The organism is Clostridium fungisolvens (assembly GCF_014193895.1).
In the GTDB taxonomy this organism is placed as follows: Bacteria; Bacillota; Clostridia; order Clostridiales; family Clostridiaceae; genus Clostridium_AR; species Clostridium_AR fungisolvens.
In genome coordinates this window covers 2,809,478-2,831,004 of record NZ_BLZR01000001.1, presented here as the reverse complement: position 1 = coordinate 2,831,004, position 21,527 = coordinate 2,809,478, and the positions used below count along the sequence as shown (strand labels likewise).

Sequence of the window (21,527 nt, the reverse complement as noted above, 5' to 3'; positions counted from 1 at the left end):
GAAGGATCCCAAGAGTTATGACTTGATAAAAACTTTCTAAAGTTGTGTTGTAGAGAGGGCATTAGTGATGAAATTGAACGTGCATATCCTTAAATGTAAAATAAAGGATATAAGCTTAGCCCAATTATATATAAAATAACTTCAAAAACATCAGTACTTTATTGACAATAAATATGCTAAATGCTAATATTTTATTCATAATATGAACCGATTTATAACTTTTTTGAACAATTTGAGATGTAAGAGGATGGATATTTAAATGATAGTTTCAGATAAATGGAATAAGGTAATGGATTATTTGAGGCGAAACAAAGCTGCAACAATTCAAGAGATAATGGATAAGTTTAATATGTCAAAATCCACAGTGAGGAGAGGCCTTATTGAACTAGAAGAACTAAAGTTAGTTAAAAGAACTAGAGGTGGAGTAGAGATAATAGAGCAAGAAGTTGATTTTTCCATGACACTGAAGGAAGCCTTTGAGAAAAATAAAGAAGAAAAAATTAAAATAGCAAAATTGGCAGCATCACTAATTAAGGACAATGATTTTGTGTTTATCGATTCAGGCTCAACCTGCTATTACTTGATTGATTATATTACGGCAAAGGATGTCACAATAGTAACTAATGGAATACTGCATATTCAAAAGCTTTTTGAAAAAGGAATCAATACCTATGTCCTTGGTGGGTATGCAAAGCCTTCAGATAATATTATATTAGGTGAGGATACTGAAAAGAAGATCAGCATGATGAATTTTGATACATGCTTTCTTGGTACTATAGGAATTGATGCTGAAAAAGGTTTTACCACAGTGGTATCTTTTGACGGAGAAATAAAAAAGGCTGTAATTAAAGCTTCCCATAAGTGCTATGTACTTGCAGATTCCTCAAAGTTTAATCTAAGAAAATTCTACTCCTATGGAGAGCTTACAGAAGCTACGGTTATAACTGATAGGAAGGTTGATTTTGAAAGTGATAAACTAAATATAATTTACGCAGAGTGATGTAAATGACTTAGGATAGCTTTATAGTTTGTACAGTAAAAAGATAGAATTTATTCACCAGACGCATTTCACTCATGTACATTCGGAAAGACATATGTGCAAAAGAATCCGCTAAAGAAGGTAGCTTTAGCGGATTTTTTGTTATCTAATAAGTTCAAAATGCGAAAAAAATTATAGAGGTTTTGGATTTTCTTATTTAGAAAATTCAGAATGTGAACTGAATTATTGAAAAAATGAACCAAAAATGATAGTATAAAACCATACTATTAACAATAAATGATTTTATATAGAAAGAAGGAATTGAAAATGACATTTCCAAAAGGATTTTTATGGGGTGGAGCAACTGCAGCCAATCAATGCGAAGGTGCTTATATTACAGATGGTAAGGGGTTAAATACTTCTGATGTCATGACAGCAGGTAGTGCTACTAAAGAAAGAATTAATACAAGAGAAGTTAAAGAAGGATTGTATTATCCAAGCCATAAGGCAGTAGATCACTATGGACATTTTAAAGAGGATATTGCATTATTTGCAGAAATGGGCTTTAAGGCATACCGTATGTCAATCAACTGGGCGCGTATATTCCCAAATGTTGATGATGAAACTCCAAACGAAGCTGGATTAAAGCATTATGATGAAGTATTTGATGAGTGCAGAAAATATGGTATTGAGCCAGTAGTTACAATATCACATTATGAAACTCCTTTAGCATTAACGGAAAAGCATGGTTCTTGGACAAGCAGAAAATCTGTAGATCTATTTGTAAAGTACTGTGAAACAATTTTCAACAGATATAAAGGTAAGGTAAAATATTGGCTAACCTTTAACGAAATCAACTGTATGTCTATGAATCCATGGATGTCAGGAGGAGTTCTGGAGGATGATGAACAATCCAAAATGCAGGCAGCTTACCATCAATTTTTAGCTAGTGCAAAGGCTGTAAAACTTGGACATGAAATTGATCCAGAATTTAAAATTGGAATGATGTACGGTGGATTATTCTCATATCCAAATTCCTGTGATCCTGAAGATATAGAAGCTAATACAGAATTTATGAACAAGATGCTGTTTTACTGTGATGTTATGTGCAGAGGATATTATCCAGCATATAAAGTAAAAGAGTTTGAAAGAAGTAATCTTGTACTTAGCAAAGAAGCTGGTGACGAAGAAATATTAAAAGATGGTACCGTTGACTTCATATCCTTTAGTTACTATTTCACTTTAGTTGCAGGAAAAAATACTAAATTGGCTATGGAGTGCGGAAGTTTAGACACTGGTTATCAAAATCCACATCTTCAAAAGAGCGATTGGGGTTGGACAATTGATCCAAAGGGTTTACGTCATGCATTAAATCTTTTATATGATAGATACCAAAAACCGCTTATGATAGTTGAAAATGGGCTAGGTGCTACAGATACTGTAGAAGAGGATGGAAGCATTCATGATCCATATAGAATTGATTACTTAAGAGCGCATATTGAAGAAATGAAAAAAGCAGTAGAGATAGATGGAATTCCACTATTAGGTTACACTACTTGGGGTTGCATTGATATAGTAAGCGCAGGAACAGGAGAAATGAAAAAGCGATATGGCATGATTTACATTGATGTAGATGATGAAGGAAATGGAACTTTTGCACGTAGCCGTAAGGATTCATTCTACTGGTATAAAAAAGTTATTGAAAGCAATGGAGAAGACTTGGCTTAGTAGATTTTAAATCTCAGTAAGGTCAGTGTTGAAAAGTTTTAATGGATGTAATTTTTAGACTGGACATAATAAGTTAGAGAAAATTTAATTAAGCTGTTTTAGAGGACTGAATCCTATACTTAATAGGGTTCGGTCCTTATAATTTGCTTTTTCTGTGAAAAATTTTTCTGAACTCCATGATAGTGCCTTCTAAACAAAATATAAAAAACTTTTTATTATTTTACATTTAGTGTCATGATAAATCCTCATTATTTAATATAACAATTAATTGTAGTGATATATTAAAGTTAGCATAAATAATGGTAAAAAAGGATTTTAATGAGTAATGTTGAATTTAATAAGGATATTAAAAAACAAGAATAATTGCGGTTTTTAACCATTATAAAGAATAAGAAATCCGAGTTGAATATCTAGGATATTTTAAGTAGTTCAGGTAGTGGGGGCGATTTTATATGAATGTTGAAAAAAAGCGTGTTTTAAAAATATTTTATTTAATAGCAACTTCTAGTGAAGAGTTAAGTTCTTGTGAGCTTGCTAAGAGAATTGGGGTAACTGAACGAACTATTAAAAGTGATATTAAACAGGTTAGGGATTTTGCCTTAGATAACGGTGCAGTGATAAAGTCACGAAGAGGAAGTGGCTATTGGATTGAAGTTTTTGATAGTGATAAAATTCAAGCTATTGTTGAGCAGTTAGTTATACATTTTGCGTATGATTCTAGTTTAAGTGACTTATCCTCTGAAAAGCGTAGCAATGATATCTTAAGAAAAATAATTGCTCAAGATGGATACGTGAAGCTTGATGATATAGCCTATGAACTATATTTGTCAAGAAGCTCAATTAAAAATGAGATTAAAGAGGCTAGGAAAGTTTTAGAATCATTTAATTTAGGATTTGAAACGAAGCCTGGATTTGGAAGCCGCATTAAAGGATCTGAATTTGATAAACGGCTATGTATGTTAATGCTTTTTGAAATTTATTATCACAAAGCAGTTCTAATGTTTAATCATACTCAATTAATGAATTACTTTGAGTGTGAAGATGATGTGCGTAATGACATCAGGCACAGCTTCTTAAAAGTTTTAAGAGAGTCAAGTTGCCACATTATGGATGATTATACTCAACGAATAGCAAGATATCTAATATTATTAAGAAATCGTTATAAAGCAAAATATTATATAAGTTTTAATCCTGAGAAGAAGGTACTGCTTAAATCCTTTAAGCAGTATAAAATTGCCTGTGACATAATTGATGAGCTGAAAAAATATGGGGGATACGATGTAGACGAGAATGAAATTTTAGCTTTAGAAGTTTTCCTTTTAATATGGGCAGACATTGATAGCACTTCTGACTTAGCAGGCGATTATGGTGAAGTGTACTTTGAAGCATTGACTCAGCTAGAAAAAATATCAGAAAGGATAAGGCAAGAATATTCAATTGAATTTTTTAATTGTGAATGGGATAAGAAAATCTTTTTAACTGGTTTGATTCCAATTATATTAAAAATTAAGCTAAACTGCGAGAAGAATGATATGAAATCTTCCGTGTTATTTAATGATTCGGTTCGTTTATCACCATTAAGTATTAAACTTTCTTATAGTGCAATTGAATTATTGAATGAGCAATATAATACTAAGAATTCTTTTGCTTCTCATTTAATTATTGCATACAGAATTTATATAATTATAAGCAAAGTAAAATATGATTATAGTCCAATTAGGATGATTATTTGCAGTATGCATGGTATAGAAGTAGCGCGTTCCATTAAGAATAGTATTATCAATAAATATAGTGAAAAATATTTTGCGAAATTGGATTTATATGAGCTTTATGAGATGAGGGCACTAAAATATGATGATTATGATGCTGTAGCCTTAAATTATCCATATTTTAGCTATAAATACGATTGGACTTTTGTTTTAATAGAACTTATACCAACTGATAACCAACTTCAAGAATTGTATAATAAGGTAATATTACAAGGTTATCAGCTTAAACAATTTCTAGAATTCTTCAACTTCAATAAAAACTTTGTGTTTAGAGATTTTAACTTTGAATCAATGGAATCATTTATTAATCTAATCAGTTTTAAACATGGTAAGGAATCTAAGTTTATTCATAATATAGAATATGAACTCAATGAATGTGTGATTAAATCAATTTATAATAAGACTTGTATCCTATTTATCAATCATCAATATGTAGATCATAATATATTTGAAATTTATCAACTAAATGAAATAAAAAATATTAATGGCGAAGAAATTTCGCACATTATAGTTTTATCGGTAGATTTTAACCATTCAATTAAGGCGTTTAAGTTTATTGAACAGTTGTCTCATCAGCTTGTTATTGATAGAGAAACTATCTATTTACTCACTGAAAGTGAAAAATTAGATAATATAATTGATATTGTAAGAAAAGGACTAAACTCTGAGATGATTTCACTAGTATAAGGGAAATGATAATTCATTTCCCTTTTTGCTGTGAAAAAGTTTACGTGGAACTATATTTCGAATGAGCTATGATATAGGTAATGGGTGACGCTTAAGCTTTAAGGAGGGAAATTATATGTTGAAAATATTCTTATCATCACATGGGAGAATGGCAAGTGGAATAAAAAGTTCACTGGATATTCTACTTGGAAATAGCAAAAATGTAACTATTTTTGATGCATATCTTGATGAAAACAAAGTACAAGATAAATTGGACGAATTTTATGAAGCTGTAGGGCAAAATGATCAAGTGCTATTGTTGTCGGATCTTTATGGTGGCAGTGTTAACCAAGCTATGTGTCTATATCTAAATAAACCAAACACTATACTTATAACAGGAGTCAATCTACCATTAGTTATCGAACTAGCTCTTAGGGATTATCCTATCAGCGAAAGTGAGATTAAAGAAATTATTGAACAAAGTCGATCTATGCTCTGTTTAGTTAATAATGATTCAACTATCAGTGAAGAAGAAAATGATTTTTTCTAGAAAAAGGAGGTAATAAAATGATTAAATTAGTGAGACTTGATGAACGAATGATTCATGGACAAGTTGCTATTAAGTGGTCTCGACATACTGAAGTGGATCGAATTGTTGTACTTAGTGATGAAGCTGCAGGTAATCCTATTATTCAGAAATCTCTTATGATGGCTGCCCCAGCTACTGTAAAGGTTGCTATTAAATCCGTTAAAGATGGAATTAAACTTTTGCAAGATCCTAGATGCGAGAAGCTTAAGATTCTTGTTATTGTTAGCAATCCAAACGATCTATTGGCAGTTGTTCAGCAAGTTCATGATATTCCTCTGATTAATATTGGTAACTATGGACGAGTTGCTTCTAAACAAGGAGATGAACCTAGGAAAACATACCGTAGTAATCTTTATGCTTATGATTCTGAAGTGAAAATTCTTGAAAAGGTAATGGAAACAAATGTTGAATGTGTCTATCAAACCACACCAGAAGATATACCAGAAAAACTCAAAAATTCATTAGGTTTATAATTTATCAAAAATATAATTAAGGGGGATTGAAAATATGGTACATGCTGCTCTTCAAATTTGTATCGCGTATTATATCATTTCGCTACTTGATCCATTCTTTTTAAGCTGGCAATGTTTGAATCGTCCAATCGTTGTGGCACCAATAACAGGACTTATTTTAGGTGATTTTCATACTGGAATTATAATGGGGGCGGCTCTTGAATCCATATTCATGGGTATTTCAGCAATCGGTGGCTCCATACCGGCAGATGCAACAACCTCAAGTGTTATTGCTGTTGCATATACAGTTTTGACTGGATCTAATGTAGAAGCCGGACTTGCATTAGCACTTCCTATAGGTGCAGTTATGGCATCGTTTGCTAACATTTTCACACCATTGTGGGCCTCTTTAGCAGCTTATTGGGAAAAGTTAGCGGTTGAAGCATCACCTAAAAAATTTATGATTCAAGTATTTGGTGTTAATGCTTTAATGCCTTTAGTCAATACAATAGTTTTATTTGTAGCTGTAGCATTTGGAGTTGAAGGACTTAACTCATTTTTAGCTGTACTTCCTCATCAAGTTATGGCTGGTTTAACAGCTGCTTCAAGCATGATGCTTGCAGTTGGATTTGCAATTCTTACCTCTATGATATGGTCTAAAGAAGTTGGATATTTCTTCTTCTTAGGATATGTATTGGTTAAGTACTTGAAACTTGCTACTCTTCCAATAGCAATAATAGGAGCAATTATCGCAATTACATTATTCTTAGCAGAAAAACGTAATATAGACTTGAAAAATTTGATGATGGCTAAAGCAGCTAATAAGGTTGAAGAGGAGGATTTCTTTTAATGGATAAGAAAGTATTATCTCAAGATGAAAAGAAAATTCTAAAGTCAATGTTTCTTCGTTCACACCTTGTGTTTGCAACATTTAATATGGTTAAAATGGAGGCAAATGGACTTACTCTAACAATGCAACCTGCAATTGAAGCCATTTATAAAAATGATCCAGAAGGTAAAAAAGAAGCGTATTTACGACATCAAAGTTTCTTTAATACTCACGCAGTACCGTTTTCATTTATTGCTGGATTAACTTATGCCATGGAAAGAGAACATAAAGAGAATAATTCAATTGATGGTAAAACAATTGACAGTATAAAGGCAGCGCTAATGGGTCCAACAGCTGGTATGTTTGATTCCTTATTCTTTAACTGTTTACGTATTATAGCTGCAGGTATTGGAATTGGCCTTTGTTCACAAGGCAGTATTTTAGGTATGTTCATCTTTATCTTGTTATATGGAGTGAGTCAGTCAGTAGTAAAATACTTATTCATAAATTGGGGGTATACAGTTGGTACATCTTTTATTGATTCAGTTTATAATTCTGGATTAATGAATTGTTTGACAAAAGCAGCTTCTGTTTTAGGGTTAACTATGGTAGGTGCAATGACGGCTCAAATGGTAGATGTTCCTTTTAAGTGGACACTAAGTATAGGAAAGACCTCTGTTGTAATTCAAGATGTTATCAATTCCATATTCCCTGGATTGCTCGGTTTAATATTGCTTTTTGTATTAGTTAAGCTCATTAAAAAAGGAGCTCGTCCTACACAATTGATACTTGGTATTTTTGTTTTAGCTATGGTAGGAGCATTCTTAGGCGTTTTTTGGTAAAAGTTTAGTGGAATAGGGCTGTGAAGCTGTGGCTTCATGGCCTTAACTTTACTACTTTAATAATTTTTTATAGAGGGGATGAGAGTATTGAAAGATTTAATGATGTTATTTGGAGTGACATTATCAAAAAGATATACATTTAAGCAAAAGAAAATATTCCTTTCTGAGACACATCAATATTTTCAAAACTTAGATTATGAAATAAGCTACCAAAATAATAAAAGCAAATTGAAGTCAGTTACAAATATGGTTATTGGGGAGCTTGATAAAGCTAATGTGGTAGTAGTATGTGCTTATGATACTCCAAGTAGTGTTTTGTTACCTAATTATCTTTATTATCCCTTTAATATAAAAAAGAACTTGGCACAAGAAAATATAAATCTAGTTTTACAATTTGTGTTAATGGGATTGTGCTTTAGTGCGATTTATTTTTTGGTGTCGCCTTTCAATACTTTTTCATCTATAGGTAAAATTATAGTTTCACTACTTTGCGGGATTTTAGGCTTTATCGCTTATAAACTAATGCAGGGTTCTGCAAATAAAGTTAATTTTAATCGCAGCAGTGCTAGTGTTGCATTAATAGGAAAACTAGCAGAAGAATTGAAAGGTAACAATGATATAGCTTTTGTGCTGTTAGATCAAAATATAAACTCTTACGAAGGCTTAAAACTTCTAAAAAAAGAGCTGAAAAACAGTAGAAAATTGATACTTTATTTAGACTGCTTAGCTTATGGAACTTACCTAGTTTGTGCGCATAATGAAAAAATGAAAGAAACAGCAGATCAACTTATTTATCATTTGAAACCTTTGAATATCATTAATAAAACATATAAGCCTGAACGATATGAAGAAACAATGCTGAAGTTTTCTACTAACATGCTAGTTTTAACAAATGGTGAAATAATTAATGAACAATTAGCTGTAAAAAACACCCGCTCAAGAAAAGATTATCAATTGGATATCAAAAGATTAGAAAGCATAGAGAAAGGGTTAGGGGCCTTTTTAGTTGAGGTGAAAAAATGTGCAATAAGTCACGTGCAATAACTTGGTGAAAGGAGAATGAAAATGATATTAAAGTCTAATTATATTTACTTTGAAGATGGTGTAAAAGAGGGATATTTAGAAATAAAAGATAAAAAGATTGCAAATTATTATTCAAGTGAAACAGAGATTAATGATTATATAGATTATACAAATTATATTTTAATACCAGGAATATTTGATACCCATAACCATGGAACTATGGGGTATACATTATTTAACAATAGTTATGAAGATCCTGAAAGTGAGCTTAAGGGATATTTAAAAGGTTGCGCTGCAAGCGGAGTAGCTAATGTGTTCCCAACTGCTGATTTTTCTATGTTTAAGTCAATAGCTAAAATAGCAAAACAAGATATAGATGGGAGTAAAATTTTGGGAATTCATTCGGAAGGACCTTACCTTAATAGAGTCGGAGAAAAGGGAGTTGATGTACCTCATCCTGAGATTGATATGAATCATGTAAAGGAAATGGTTAAGGAAGCAGATGGTCTGCTAAAATTATTTGCAATTGCTCCAGAAATTGAAGGAAGCCAAGAGGTAGTAGATTATCTAACAAAACAAGGGGTTAAAGTTGCCTTTGCCCATAGTAATTGCAATTATGAAGAAGCTATGGAGGCTTTTAAAGGAGGAATATCTGTAGCCACTCACACTGCTAATGTGATGAGTGGAATTCACCATCGTAATATGGGGGGATTAGGGGCATGTTTGCTTAACCCAAAGGTTAACTGTGAAGTGATTTGTGATGGTATGCATATAAACCCAGTGATGTTAGATGTGATGTTTAAGGTTAAGGAAGAGAGTAAATGGATGATGATATCAGACAGCACACCATCTGCAGGTGCACCTGAGGGATGTTATAAGATGGGTGATTTTGAGGTTACAATTAATTCGGAAGGTTTTTGTTTAAGTGAAACAGGACGTTTGATGGGGTCTACAAAATCAGTACTTTATGGAATGTCAGTATTAGTAAAAAAGCTAAAAATGCCACTAGAGGAGGTTATCAGGATGGCTTCTTTAAATCCATGCAATTTCTATGGCTTTGGTGATACTAAAGGATCAATTAAAATTGGTAAGGATTGTGATATCGCAGTTATATCTAATGACTTTGAAGTAATTGCAACTTACAGTGAAGGACGTAAAGTATTTGATAAGGATACAGATGATTGTATTTTTAATCAAAGCTTTTTTCAGAAATATAAAGTTAGCTAATATACAGGAAGATTAGAATATTCTACACATCTTCACTATATCTGAAATGAATCTAAATTTAAAAAGCACTTCTGAATGAAACAGAAGTGCTTTTTATAGTCACTAAATATGGGAGTATTTAAGCAAAGTGGTGTTCCTTGCGAAGGTCTCTTTGGGGTAACTATATTTTAGGATTCAGTGCTTTACGGTCTTCAATTATGAAATAATGCTGCAAATTAATTTTGCTAAAGCCTCAGGGGTGGTATTTAGATTGTTCTCCATCCAACTTGATTTTACACTATAAAATCCTCCAATAAGAAAGGCCTTTATTAAGGCGAATTCTTCATCCTTATACTGTGCCATAGAAGGCCTAAGTATGTCCAGCGTCTTAAGCATAATTTCATTGTAATGTTCAACTAGTAAGTGTTCGCAACCGCTACTTCTGACTAAGTATAGTAAGTCGGAATAGCTTTTCCAGAAGTTAAAATAAGTTAAGGTTATCTGGTAAATTGACTTGTCTTCAAGGGAAAGTAATTTTTCAGATATCTCATCGCATACTTTGTTGCTATATTCCTGTATAATCTCATCTTTGGATTTATAATGACGGTAAAAAGTCTGTCTTGACACATCAGCCTGCAAGGTGATTTGCTTTATGGTTATTTCACTGTACTTATATTGTTTTAACAGCTCCATAAAAGCATTGATGATCCATTCCTTATATTTTAAAGCAGTCTTGTTCTGATTTGCATTTTCCAAAACTGTGACACTCCCTTCAATTTGTATCACTTGCGGGCAAACCCTTGAAAAGTGAAATTTAAGTAATTATAATACAAAATAAAAAGTGTTACAAGTGTCGCAGAAATTTATGTGGATTATCCAGCAAAGGTAGTTAACTATAGGGGATATTAATTGTATATCATTATTGAAAGACAGGCTATAGGAGAAATCAGGAGAGGAACATTGGTATACAGTATTTACAGTGAACAGGATTAAGATAATAAAGGTTTTATAGGAGGAGAGAGAAATGAATAAAATATATTACAGAACACGTCAAGCATTACTTAGCGCTGTTCTTAAAGTGGCACCATCAAAAGAACCAAAGCTTATAACTGGTGCTGGAAGTATGATGAAACTTCCAAAGCTAGTTAAGGACAATGGTATTGGAACAGTAGAGATTATTACCACAGCTGGTTTTATGAGACGTGGCACTTTAAAGCCATTGTTTGAGATGCTTAAGAGTGAAAATATATCCTATGTTATTTACAGTGAAGTTGAGCCAGATCCAACCATTGAATGCATCGAAAAGGCTGTAAGTTTATATAAAAAGGAAGGCTGTGAAGGGATTATCGCTATAGGAGGGGGTTCTGTGATGGATTGCGCTAAGGTTGTTGGTGCAAGAATAGCATGTCCAAATAAAACTGTATCAGATATGACAGGACTTATGAAGATAATGAAGAAAATTCCATTGCTTTTTGCAGTACCTACCACAGCAGGAACTGGTTCAGAAGTAACAGCAGGAGCGGTTATTACAGATGGAACAACACATTATAAACATACAATCATGGATTTAAACATAGTTCCAGCTTATGCAATACTTGATCCAGAGTTAACCATTACCCTTCCAAAGGATATCACAGCAGTTACTGGAATGGATGCATTGACCCATGCAGTTGAAGCCTATATCAACAGATTTGCTCCTAAAAAAGGTAGTGAAAATGCACTTGAGGCGGTAAAGCTAATACATGAAAACTTAATTCAAGCATATGAAAATGGACAGGATATTAAGGCTCGTGAAAATCTCCTAATTGGTTCCTACTATGCAGGAGTATCTATAACCAATGCTTATGTTGGATATGTGCATGCAATAGCTCATGGAATTGGAGGTCTATACGGTGTACCTCATGGTAAGGCAAATGCAGTTATACTGCCAAGAGTATTAGAAGGTTATGGAGAAGCAGCTTACGAAAAACTTGCACATCTTGCAGATATAATCGGACTTAAAGGAAAGACTAAGGAAGAAAAAGCAAAGGCCTTCATAAAGGAAATTGAAGAGATGAATAGAAAAATGGGTCTTCCGGAGAGGCTTCAGGTAGTAAAAGAGAAGGATATTCCTGAGCTTACAAAAAGAGCAGTTTATGAAGCTAATCCACTATATCCAGTGCCAGCTATTTGGGGGAAAGAAGAGTTTTATAAGGTTATAATGAAGATATAGTGCTGTGCTAATTCAATCCTAAACCTATTTTAAATATATGATGGGTTCAGGTGAGTAAATTTTAAAATAATTAGTTTTATTACTAAGTGGTACATAAATAATATATTTTGTTTTAAGGGGAACTCATTGAAGAGTTCCCCTAATGCACATTTTAATAATGTACCAATTAACTGTGATATCTAAATTTATTTTCTGCTATGTATTGCTGCACTAAAGATATTTAAATTTATTAACTCTTTCATGCCCATGCACAGAAAACCATTTCTTTGACATATGTTCAATTTGATTTCTCACGTTCTTCAGTAAGTCGAGCTTCAAGTGTGGCTATGTTTTAAACCGATGTTGATAAATTACATAAATAAAAGTACACAATAAAAGTTGTCCGCTTTTATATTTAGTTCTTATAAGAAAAGAATGTGAATCTACAATCTAGAGTTATTCTTTTCATTTATGTAGATATCAAGAGCTTTAATTCCTCTATTAGCAAGCTTTACAAATAGCACGAATCCATAAATACTAACACCTACAAGGGCTAAAACAATTATTAGATTAATGAAAGCTAACGCACCAACCATTCCCATAAAATACCTCCTTGTGCTTTTTGCTAAAATTTACAGATGTTCAATACTTTACTTTCTTATTATACATAATATGCGGATTGTAATTCCAGTATTTATGAAACAAAGTAAATTTTATTACTAGTGGTATATCCATATAATAATATTATTGACATTGGAGTATACTCCAATATTATAATGAGCGCAAAGGAGTGAATTCTATGGAGACATATTCTATAAAGCAAGTATCAGAATTAATTAATATTCCAAAGGATACATTGAGGTACTACGATAAAATAGGTTTAATATGTCCTAAGCGTTCAGATAATAGATATCGCTATTATACAGAGCAGGATATCAAAGATCTACAATATGCTGAGGTAATGAAATTTGGTGGTTTTACTTTGGCGGAAATCAAGCAGGTTTTTCAGTATATGAGAGCCAAGGATATAAGAAATTATCCTAAGCTTTTGGATTTATTTAATAATAAGAAACTAGAGCTAATTAGAAAGCAAAATTTATTTGGATCAATGATTGAATTTATGACCCAAATAAAAACTTTGATGGATCAGAAAAAGGATTGCGAAGACATTATTAAAATAGATAGGTTAGTTGAAGATATATTTGAAGAGTTATATGGGTAAAATCAACACAGTAAGTAGTGATTTTAACGTTAATGATAACTGTATTTCCTGTGGAATATGCCAGAAGGTTTGTCCTGCTAAGAATATAACCTTGGAGAATAAAACACCAGTGTTTCATAATCAATGTGAAAGCTGCCTTGCATGCATTCAGCATTGCCCAAGACAAGCTATCAATTACAAAGATAAGACACAAAACAGAAGACGTTATACTCATCCTGAAGTAGGGGCTAAAAAGCTTATGGAGTATTATAAATAAACCACTGTAACTTAGTCTTTAGGGTATTACCCGGCGGAATAACTTAATAGTTCAAATCTATTTTTTATAGCAAAATAAAATGTGATAGCATAAGTGTTTAAGCTATCACATTTCACTATTATGGGTTAAAAACTTTTATTAAATCAAATTCTCTTTCATCTATTATTTAGGTTAATTTTATGAATAGTAGCTTTTTTAAAATAATATTTTGGAAGATTTTACTGGTTATTCTTCATACTACGATGATTTTTAATGTGTCTTACTAATTTTACAACTTCATACCAAGCAACTGAAACTACTGCTATTAAAGCTGCCAAAGGCAATTGCTTTATAGATAATGGAGCCAGTTTCAAAAAGCTATTTAAAGGAGAATATAATATCACTGCTAAACCAATTAGTGTTCCTAAACTGGCTATCCACATTATTTTATCATTTATAGCTTTAATGAATGATTTTACTGCAAAGTCATAACTTGAGCTATTAACATGAACCAATAACAGGTTTGCAAGTAATATGATGGTAAGTCCCATTGCTCTAGCTATAGGAGCATTGTCTGGATTTTGATTCAAAAACCAGTAATAGGTCCCAAAAGATGCGCTAAATATAACAAAACCTTGGAAGATGCTTTTGAAAAGATTTTTTGATGTTAGCATTTTTTCGTTTGGATCACGAGGGCTTCTTTCCATAATATCCTCTTCTGCTGGCTGACGTTCTAATACTATAGAGCAAGTAGGGTCAATTACAAGTTCAAGCAAAACAACGTGTAGTGGAAGTAGAAGTAGACTTCCTGGGCTTATTCCAAGTAGTGGAGCCAGTAGTGCACTAAAGGCTATAGGTATATGAATGGTAAATACATACCCAACAGCTTTTCTAATGTTGTCATAAATTCTTCTGCCATTTCTTATGGTTTCAACAATTGTAGAGAAGTTATCATCAAGCAAAATCAAATCTGCTGCTTCTCTAGAAACCTCTGAGCCACGTTTCCCCATAGCTATGCCAATATCAGCATGTTTAAGTGCTGGTGCGTCATTGACACCGTCTCCTGTCATGGCTACTATTTCTCCATTTTCTTTAAATGCATTAACAATCCTCATCTTGTGTTCTGGAACTACTCTAGAGAAAATACTGACCTCTTTAACTCTTTCTTTAAGTTCCTCATCAGTCATATTATTAAGTTCATCGCCTGTGATAATCTTATCACTGTTTGGGATATTGATTTGTTTTGCGATTGAGCTTGCAGTTATTCCATTATCACCAGTTATCATAACCACACGAACTCCAGCTTTTGTACAGGTTTTAATGTCTTCTTTAACTGATTCTCTTGGAGGATCAGCTAGGCCAATAAGTCCACAAAGCTCTAAACTACATTCCTTAAGAGTTTCAGGTATATCATCTATATTATTTAAATTCATTTGCCCAACAGCAATTACACGAAGTCCTTGACTAGACATTTCAATTATTTTATTTTCTGCTATTTTTTTTTCACTTGCCTTCAGGTTACATATTGTTAATATACGTTCCGGTGAACCTTTTGCAGTAACTATTATGCTTTCATTTGATTCCCAAACATGTCCCATCATTTTAAGATCATCGGTAAAAGCGTATTCTTTTATAAGTTCACCACCAAAAATGATATCTCTTGAAAATCCATTTTCTTCACAATAGGATATCATAGACTTTTCCATTGGATCGTAGGCATCAGCCTTGCAACCCATACCCATTATTTTAATCAAGGAATTTGTATCATTAGTAAAACTCCAGGTGTCTCTAACTGTCATTTTGTTCATTGTTATAGTTCCAGTCTTATCAACACAAAGAACAGAAACGGCACCTAAGGTTTCAACAGATGGAAGCTTTCTAACAAGAGAATTCTTTTTAGCAAGTCTCCAGGCACCCATAGATAGAAATACTGTCAGTATAACAGGAAATTCTTCTGGGATCATAGCCATGGCAAGAGTTACTCCAGATAATACACTTTCAATGAGTCTATCTATAAATGCATGGTCTGATATATTAAAATAGGTTACTACACCAACAAAAATAAATAGAACTGCTGCAATTACTGCACATAGTTTTACTAATTTTCCTGTTTGTTTTTGAAGTGGGGTAGGGTTATTAGGTGCTGAAAGAACATTTTGACCTATCTTCCCATATTCAGTGGATGGACCGATTTTATCTACTAAGATGGTGCCTGTACCTTGTGTAACGAGAGTACCTGCATAGCAATAATCTTTACGCCAATAATCAGTACTAGTATCTGTACAGTTATCCTGAGTAACTTTCCAAACTGCCTCAGCTTCTCCTGTAAGAGAAGATTCATCAATAGCAAGTGTGCTTGCCTTAAGCACTATTCCATCAGCAGGCACTTTTACACCTTCTGATATAAACATTATGTCACCAGGTACAAGGTCCAAGCTATTAATTACTTTTTCTGTTCCATCCCTTAGCACCTTGATTTGTGGAGCCGATAAATCTTTAAGTGCCTTTAGGGTTTTGTCAGTTTTCCATTCTTGGATTGTTTCAATGCCTATAACTCCAATAACGAAGATAAGCATAATTGCACCATCTTTAGGTTCTCCCAGTATGAAGTAGATAGTAGCGGCTACAATGAGGAGTAGAAACATAGGCTCGGTAATTACGTGTAACACCTTGTGTAAAAAATTTTCTTTCTTTTCTGTCACAAGCTCATTTTTACCGAATTTTTCTTGAAGCTCCTTGGCTTTATGAGTGGTTAGTCCTTTGAAATGTTGTTCTGTCATAGTTGGTTACCTCCATTTTGCTTATTTTAAGCATTTTTAAGATAGCTCTATGGCATTGCAATCATCTATAGATAAACTACTTCATAATGGAATTAATCAAGATAAGTCTTCGTAGATTCGTAGAAGCATTATTTTGAGTTCAGGGATTGAAGTAGTTTATCTTTTCAGTTGAATAGATAGCCCAGTTGGTATAGTTATAACTTGCATTTTTCATTAATTTAACAATATGATGTGAATTTTTACTGATATAGTTTTATTTTGAACTGGTCTATCTATTAGAAATGTTCTAAAAGTATAAAAAAATACCTGTAGAACATTTACTGTCCCACAGGTATGTGTTATCATCCTGTTGCCAATGAAGGCCCGGCCCCACGAACTTTTAAGAAAGTCCATCGCCTGCTCAGTTTGTACTGTAGATTTATATGCAGTGCAAAGAGATACATCTATTATATCATATAATACACTATATGCGGATATGATGAATTTGTTAAAAAAATCTGGGAAAGGCAAATGTGTTTGTAAAACACAACTTATTTTCTGTTCTTCATTTGCTGGTTTTGAAAATATGCGGATATATACTAAAAGATATGTTGTCTTTAAAACTTACTGCAAAGTCTCTAGGGGATACTGGCAAGGCCTAAGATCCTCACATAAAGCTATTATTGAATATTTACCATTTTCAATGCAAATAATATAAGCAGCTTTTAATTGTGAGGAGGAGTCATTTATGAAGGAACTTAGGGAAAATGTATATTGGGTTGGTGCAACTGATTGGAAGGTAAGGTATTTTCACGGATATGAACTTTCAACTCATAGAGGTAGTACATATAATTCTTATCTTATAAAAGATGAAAAGACAGTGCTAATAGATACAGTTTGGGAACCACTTACTGATAGGTTTTTAGAAAATCTTAGTGAAGTTGTTGACATAAGTAAAATTGATTACGTGGTTATGAATCATATGGAGCCTGACCACTCCGGAGCTCTACCTACTATTATGGAGTATATTCCTAATGCCACTATAATAGTATCCAAAAAAGGAGTAGAGACTATAAAAGGGCATTATCACAAGGATTGGAATCTGAAGGTTGTAAGTCAAGGAGATAAGATTAATATAGGAAAACATGACCTTACTTTTATTGAAGCTCAGATGCTACATTGGCCGGATAGTATGTTTACTTACTTAAGCGGAGAAAATATATTGTTTTCCAATGATGCCTTTGGCCAACACTTTGCGTCTTCAGAAATTTTCAACGATCTAGTAGATGAAACTGAAGTTTATCAGGAATCACTGAAATATTATGCAAATATACTAACTCCTTTTAGTAAGTTTGTAACTAAAAAAATAGACCAGTTGAAGGAACTGAATTTACCTGTAGAAATGATAGCACCAAGTCATGGAATCATTTGGAGAAAAGAACCAATGCAAATAGTAGAAAAGTATTATGAATGGGCTCAGGGTAAGTCTGAAAAAAGCGCTGTTATAATATATAACTCCATGTGGGGGGCTACTCATAAGATGGCTGAATTTATTGCAAAGGGTCTTGGTGAAGCCGGAGTTGAATATAAGATCTTCAACACTGGCACAGCTGACAGAAATGATATTCTTGCAGAAGTATTTAAAGCAAAAGGTGTTTTACTTGGTTCTTCTACAGTAAATAATGGTTTACTCACATCCTTGATGCCGTTAATAGAAGATTTGATGGGATTAAAATTTATAAACAAGGTTGGAGCTGCCTTTGGAAGTTATGGCTGGAGCGGAGAGTCTCCAAAGCTTTTATCCGATTATTTGGCAAAAGCTAAAGTTGAAGTTATACAAGAGGGTCTAAAAGCAAAATATATGCCTGATGACGAGGAACTAGAGCAGTGTATTAAGTTTGGCAAGAGTTTTGGTGAAGCTTTGCTTGCTAAGTTTTAGACAGTGTAAATTATAGATAAACTACTTCATATTAGAATTTATCTAAATAAAGATTCTATTTGGAACTGGTTTATCTATATCTATTTGTTTACCACCTGATTAGTAGCTTGATTCAAATCACATTAAATATATAAAAATAGAAGTAAAATATACTATATAGTTTTTTATTAAAGAACTTTATACTCTATATTGTGAATGGTGGTGGATTGGTTTGGCAGAAAAAATAGTTATTGTCGGAGGCGGTATCGCAGCAGTAAATGCCATAAAGGCTATAAGGGAAATTGATAATAAAAGTGAAATCCACTTGTTTGGAAATGAGTGGTATTACCCATATCACAGAATTAGACTTACAAAAGGCCTTTTTGAGTCTATGATGGAAGAAAAAATCCGTATTCAAAAAATAGATTGGTATGAAGCTAATAATGTTAGTGTATACCTAGGCACTGAAGTCATAGGTGTTAATATAGCAGAGAGTAAAATAATTTTAAAGGATAACATAAGCTTTGACTATACAAAATTGCTACTAGCTAGTGGAGCTCGAAATTTTATACCGCCTATTAACGGTATAAATAAAGATGGTGTATATTCTATAAGGCAATTGGAAGACGTACATAATATACAAAAGGATTTGGAAGAAAAAGATACAATTCTAAATATCGGTGGAGGAATTCAAGGGCTGGAAACAGCATGGATACTTAATCAGCAAGGTAAAAAGGTAATAGTAGCAGAAGTTCAAGAAAGATTAATGCCAAGGCAGCTTGATGAAAAGGCCTCTGATATTTTGAAGAAAGCTATAGAAAGCTTTAATATTGATGTACTTTTAAATACTCAAATTAGTGAGATACTTGGTGAATCCAAGGTAAGCGGTGCTACCACAAAGAGTGGAAATACACTTAAATGTGATATGGTAATTGTGTCAGTTGGAATAAGACCAAATGTTGAATTAGTTAAAGGTAGTGATATAGAAGTATCAAAAGGAATTGTAGTTAACGATAAAATGGAAACTAATTTGAAAAATATATATGCTGCCGGTGACATAGCAGAAGTGAATGGTAAAATAGGAGGTACTTGGCCTTCAGCAGTAGAACAAGGGAAAACTGCAGGATATAATATAGCAGGCAAAGAAACAAAATATACAGAAGCTATACAAGCAACTACTTTAAATGCCTTTAATATTTCATTATTTTCAATAGGAAATGTGGATGCTAAGCAGTGTACTGAAACATTAACCTATGATGATACTGATGAGAACTCTTACAAAAGACTATTTATAAAGGACGGTAAAGTCGTAGGAGCTATACTAATGGGAGACACAAAAAAATCTATGGCACTTAAGAGTATAATTGAAAGAAAAGCGGATTTCTCTTCTGTAGCCTATGCATCAATGTCCTTTAATGATTTCATTGATAGCTTAAAAAATAATTGAAGAAACTTTATGTTTTCATATGATTCAATTTAGTATGTCGGCAACAAAAATGGAGCAGCTTGTGCTGCTCCATTTTGTTGTTATATATGTAGATGAACCACTTCGTAATAGAATTTATATTTTTAAATTCTCTCACCAGAACCCGTGAGAGTTTTAAAAATAGATTTCGGATCGAAGTGGTTCATCTTTATAAATGAAACACTTCATACTCAAATTTATATTTTCAAAAACTCCTCTCAGGACCCAGAGGAGTTTTGAAAATAGTATTTGGAGTGAAGTGGTTCATCTTTAAAATAGTTGGAGTACTGTGAATAAACCTAAGGAACATACCAGTATATATATGAAAATTAAGATTACTTTTTCCCAAGTTTTCAGTGCAAAAGGCTTTGGAAGCACCTTCCACCCAAGGGCAAGTAAAAAGCCTAGTACGATAGGGAGAAGTAGAGAATTCATTACTTCCACAGCGATTGTTAGAGAAATTAGAGGAATGCCAACCAAAACCAATGCTGCAGAAATAATAATTCCACCAGAGTAAAAGCTATAAAAAGCAGGGGCTTCCTTCCAGGAACAGTTTAAACTGCAAGGAACTTTTAATATTTCTCCAAAGGCCCAGGAAGTTGCCAAAGATACTACTATGGCTGCTATAAGTGCAGCTCCAGTAAGGCCAATTGCAAAGAAGGTTTTACCAAAAATGCTTCCTAAAAAAGGAGTGAGTGCGTTTCCTATTTGTTGAACACTATCCAGAGAGGTATTTGGATTTGTACGACCTATTGTTGCAGCTGTAAGTACTAGCACAGCTCCCATTACAATTTGAGTTACAATAGAGCCGAAGAAGGTATCTATTCTACTAAATTTAATATTTTCTTTAGTCAAACCTTTGTCTACAACAGCTCCTTGCTGATAAAATATCATCCAAGGCATGATTACAGCACCAACATTAGCTGCAACTAAAAGCCAATAAGAACTGTTATTAAAAGGCTGTTTTCCAACTAAGGCATGCATTAGAGCTGAAGTATCAGGTTTTGCAAAAATTGCAGCAGGGATAAATACAACTTCGAAGAGACCTACAATTATTGCGATCCTTTCAACACGTTTATACTTTCCAGTACAGGAAATCAGTATCAGAGCTAAAGCTGCAAAAGGCACAGTAACCCACTTAGATATACCAAAAAGTTCACTTACACCTGCAATCCCTGAGAATTCAGTTACTAAAGCTCCCATGGCAGCTACAAAAAGAGTAACAACAGATATCCAAGCCCATTTTGCTCCAAATTTTTCTTTGATCAATTCTCCATGTCCTCGACCTGTAGTTATTCCGATACGAGTAGTAAGTTCCTGTACAAAATATAAGATAGGTATAAGAATTAATTGTAGAAGCAGTAGTTTATATCCCCACTGAGCACCAGATTGAGCAGCTGTAATTATTGACCCAGCATCGGTATCAGCCAGCATAACAGTAAGTCCCGGACCTACAGTTGCGAGAAACAATAGAAGTCTGGATTTCTTTCTCACTCTAGTATTTATGGGAATACTTCCTGCACTATTATTGTTCAACATAAGATCACTCCCTCTATTTAATTGATAATTGTTATCATATAGTCTAATACAATATTATTATTTACATTGATGAATTTCTGTGATTGAAATCAAAATTTATTTTTGCAAATGAAAA

At 33.1% G+C, this 21,527-nt stretch carries 18 protein-coding genes and 1 riboswitch; of the genes, 14 read left to right on the top strand and 4 right to left on the bottom strand.

Going from position 1 to position 21,527, the window contains the following annotated elements:
• Positions 1 to 259 precede the first annotated feature (259 nt).
• The 9 genes from bsdtw1_RS12380 (at position 260) to nagA (ending at position 10,104) form a co-directional block, all read left to right on the top strand.
• The gene (locus bsdtw1_RS12380) at positions 260 to 1,000 is read left to right on the top strand and encodes a DeoR/GlpR family DNA-binding transcription regulator (protein ID WP_183277870.1); all 741 of its coding nucleotides are present in this window, start codon (positions 260 to 262) and stop codon (positions 998 to 1,000) included.
• Positions 1,001 to 1,306: 306 nt separating this feature from the next.
• A complete protein-coding gene (locus bsdtw1_RS12375; RefSeq protein ID WP_183277869.1) occupies positions 1,307 to 2,707 on the top strand; it encodes a glycoside hydrolase family 1 protein in 1,401 nt (466 codons plus the stop codon).
• A 452-nt stretch (positions 2,708 to 3,159) separates the two neighbouring features.
• Positions 3,160 to 5,163, top strand: coding sequence for a BglG family transcription antiterminator (locus bsdtw1_RS12370; RefSeq protein WP_183277868.1), 2,004 nt, complete (start codon positions 3,160 to 3,162; stop codon positions 5,161 to 5,163).
• Between the two features lie 115 nt (positions 5,164 to 5,278).
• Entirely contained in the window at positions 5,279 to 5,692 is a 414-nt protein-coding gene (locus bsdtw1_RS12365) for a PTS sugar transporter subunit IIA (protein ID WP_183277867.1), read from the top strand.
• 17 nt (positions 5,693 to 5,709) lie between these two features.
• Positions 5,710 to 6,204 (top strand): PTS sugar transporter subunit IIB, encoded by a 495-nt coding sequence (locus bsdtw1_RS12360; protein ID WP_183277866.1) that lies wholly within the window; start codon positions 5,710 to 5,712, stop codon positions 6,202 to 6,204.
• A 34-nt stretch (positions 6,205 to 6,238) separates the two neighbouring features.
• Positions 6,239 to 7,033, top strand: coding sequence for a PTS mannose/fructose/sorbose/N-acetylgalactosamine transporter subunit IIC (locus bsdtw1_RS12355; protein ID WP_183277865.1), 795 nt, complete (start codon positions 6,239 to 6,241; stop codon positions 7,031 to 7,033).
• Positions 7,033 to 7,854 (top strand): PTS system mannose/fructose/sorbose family transporter subunit IID, encoded by an 822-nt coding sequence (locus bsdtw1_RS12350; RefSeq protein ID WP_183277864.1) that lies wholly within the window; start codon positions 7,033 to 7,035, stop codon positions 7,852 to 7,854. Before bsdtw1_RS12355 ends, bsdtw1_RS12350 begins: the two co-directional genes overlap by 1 nt.
• Positions 7,855 to 7,941: 87 nt before the next feature.
• Positions 7,942 to 8,898, top strand: coding sequence for a hypothetical protein (locus tag bsdtw1_RS12345; RefSeq protein WP_183277863.1), 957 nt, complete (start codon positions 7,942 to 7,944; stop codon positions 8,896 to 8,898).
• Between the two features lie 21 nt (positions 8,899 to 8,919).
• Positions 8,920 to 10,104, top strand: coding sequence for an N-acetylglucosamine-6-phosphate deacetylase (gene nagA / locus bsdtw1_RS12340; protein WP_183277862.1), 1,185 nt, complete (start codon positions 8,920 to 8,922; stop codon positions 10,102 to 10,104).
• A 195-nt stretch (positions 10,105 to 10,299) separates the two neighbouring features.
• Here nagA and bsdtw1_RS12335 read toward each other — a convergent pair whose 3' ends face one another.
• Positions 10,300 to 10,839 (bottom strand): TetR/AcrR family transcriptional regulator, encoded by a 540-nt coding sequence (locus bsdtw1_RS12335; RefSeq protein ID WP_183277861.1) that lies wholly within the window; start codon positions 10,837 to 10,839, stop codon positions 10,300 to 10,302.
• A gap of 268 nt (positions 10,840 to 11,107) precedes the next feature.
• Here bsdtw1_RS12335 and bsdtw1_RS12330 point away from each other — a divergent pair, with 268 nt between their 5' ends.
• Positions 11,108 to 12,295, top strand: coding sequence for an iron-containing alcohol dehydrogenase (locus bsdtw1_RS12330; protein ID WP_183277860.1), 1,188 nt, complete (start codon positions 11,108 to 11,110; stop codon positions 12,293 to 12,295).
• A gap of 422 nt (positions 12,296 to 12,717) precedes the next feature.
• Here the strand turns inward: bsdtw1_RS12330 and bsdtw1_RS12325 are convergent, their stop codons facing one another.
• A complete protein-coding gene (locus tag bsdtw1_RS12325; protein ID WP_183277859.1) occupies positions 12,718 to 12,876 on the bottom strand; it encodes a hypothetical protein in 159 nt (52 codons plus the stop codon).
• Positions 12,877 to 13,073: 197 nt separating this feature from the next.
• Here bsdtw1_RS12325 and bsdtw1_RS12320 point away from each other — a divergent pair, with 197 nt between their 5' ends.
• Positions 13,074 to 13,496 carry a MerR family transcriptional regulator gene (locus tag bsdtw1_RS12320; protein WP_183277858.1) on the top strand — a complete coding sequence of 141 codons (423 nt, stop codon included), beginning with the start codon at positions 13,074 to 13,076 and terminating at the stop codon, positions 13,494 to 13,496.
• Positions 13,489 to 13,752, top strand: a complete 264-nt coding sequence (locus tag bsdtw1_RS12315; RefSeq protein WP_183277857.1) for an EFR1 family ferrodoxin — start codon at positions 13,489 to 13,491, stop codon at positions 13,750 to 13,752. The genes bsdtw1_RS12320 and bsdtw1_RS12315 overlap by 8 nt, the downstream gene beginning before the upstream one ends.
• A 218-nt stretch (positions 13,753 to 13,970) precedes the next feature.
• Here bsdtw1_RS12315 and bsdtw1_RS12310 read toward each other — a convergent pair whose 3' ends face one another.
• The gene (locus bsdtw1_RS12310) at positions 13,971 to 16,511 is read right to left on the bottom strand and encodes a cation-translocating P-type ATPase (protein WP_183277856.1); all 2,541 of its coding nucleotides are present in this window, start codon (positions 16,509 to 16,511) and stop codon (positions 13,971 to 13,973) included.
• Positions 16,512 to 16,829: 318 nt separating this feature from the next.
• A riboswitch (NiCo riboswitch) is annotated at positions 16,830 to 16,925 on the bottom strand.
• A gap of 313 nt (positions 16,926 to 17,238) precedes the next feature.
• On the opposite strand from bsdtw1_RS12310, the gene bsdtw1_RS12305 reads away from it, so the two are divergent.
• A complete protein-coding gene (locus tag bsdtw1_RS12305; RefSeq protein WP_183277855.1) occupies positions 17,239 to 18,429 on the top strand; it encodes an oxygen-binding di-iron domain-containing protein in 1,191 nt (396 codons plus the stop codon).
• Positions 18,430 to 18,640: 211 nt separating this feature from the next.
• Entirely contained in the window at positions 18,641 to 19,855 is a 1,215-nt protein-coding gene (locus bsdtw1_RS12300; protein ID WP_183277854.1) for an NAD(P)/FAD-dependent oxidoreductase, read from the top strand.
• Between the two features lie 288 nt (positions 19,856 to 20,143).
• Here bsdtw1_RS12300 and bsdtw1_RS12295 read toward each other — a convergent pair whose 3' ends face one another.
• Positions 20,144 to 21,412 (bottom strand): NRAMP family divalent metal transporter, encoded by a 1,269-nt coding sequence (locus bsdtw1_RS12295; protein WP_183277853.1) that lies wholly within the window; start codon positions 21,410 to 21,412, stop codon positions 20,144 to 20,146.
• Positions 21,413 to 21,527 lie beyond the last annotated feature (115 nt).

Excerpts from the sequence above, each read along its gene's own strand:
- nagA (WP_183277862.1), top strand. The coding sequence starts at position 8,920 with ATGATATTAAAGTCTAATTATATTTACTTTGAAGATGGTGTAAAAGAG.
- bsdtw1_RS12380 (WP_183277870.1), top strand. The coding sequence starts at position 260 with ATGATAGTTTCAGATAAATGGAATAAGGTAATGGATTATTTGAGGCGA.
- bsdtw1_RS12305 (WP_183277855.1), top strand. The coding sequence starts at position 17,239 with ATGAAGGAACTTAGGGAAAATGTATATTGGGTTGGTGCAACTGATTGG.
- bsdtw1_RS12375 (WP_183277869.1), top strand. The coding sequence starts at position 1,307 with ATGACATTTCCAAAAGGATTTTTATGGGGTGGAGCAACTGCAGCCAAT.
- bsdtw1_RS12370 (WP_183277868.1), top strand. The coding sequence starts at position 3,160 with ATGAATGTTGAAAAAAAGCGTGTTTTAAAAATATTTTATTTAATAGCA.
- bsdtw1_RS12330 (WP_183277860.1), top strand. The coding sequence starts at position 11,108 with ATGAATAAAATATATTACAGAACACGTCAAGCATTACTTAGCGCTGTT.
- bsdtw1_RS12325 (WP_183277859.1), bottom strand. The coding sequence starts at position 12,876 with ATGGGAATGGTTGGTGCGTTAGCTTTCATTAATCTAATAATTGTTTTA.
- bsdtw1_RS12310 (WP_183277856.1), bottom strand. The coding sequence starts at position 16,511 with ATGACAGAACAACATTTCAAAGGACTAACCACTCATAAAGCCAAGGAG.
- bsdtw1_RS12320 (WP_183277858.1), top strand. The coding sequence starts at position 13,074 with ATGGAGACATATTCTATAAAGCAAGTATCAGAATTAATTAATATTCCA.
- bsdtw1_RS12315 (WP_183277857.1), top strand. The coding sequence starts at position 13,489 with ATGGGTAAAATCAACACAGTAAGTAGTGATTTTAACGTTAATGATAAC.
- bsdtw1_RS12350 (WP_183277864.1), top strand. The coding sequence starts at position 7,033 with ATGGATAAGAAAGTATTATCTCAAGATGAAAAGAAAATTCTAAAGTCA.
- bsdtw1_RS12360 (WP_183277866.1), top strand. The coding sequence starts at position 5,710 with ATGATTAAATTAGTGAGACTTGATGAACGAATGATTCATGGACAAGTT.
- bsdtw1_RS12295 (WP_183277853.1), bottom strand. The coding sequence starts at position 21,412 with ATGTTGAACAATAATAGTGCAGGAAGTATTCCCATAAATACTAGAGTG.
- bsdtw1_RS12355 (WP_183277865.1), top strand. The coding sequence starts at position 6,239 with ATGGTACATGCTGCTCTTCAAATTTGTATCGCGTATTATATCATTTCG.
- bsdtw1_RS12365 (WP_183277867.1), top strand. The coding sequence starts at position 5,279 with ATGTTGAAAATATTCTTATCATCACATGGGAGAATGGCAAGTGGAATA.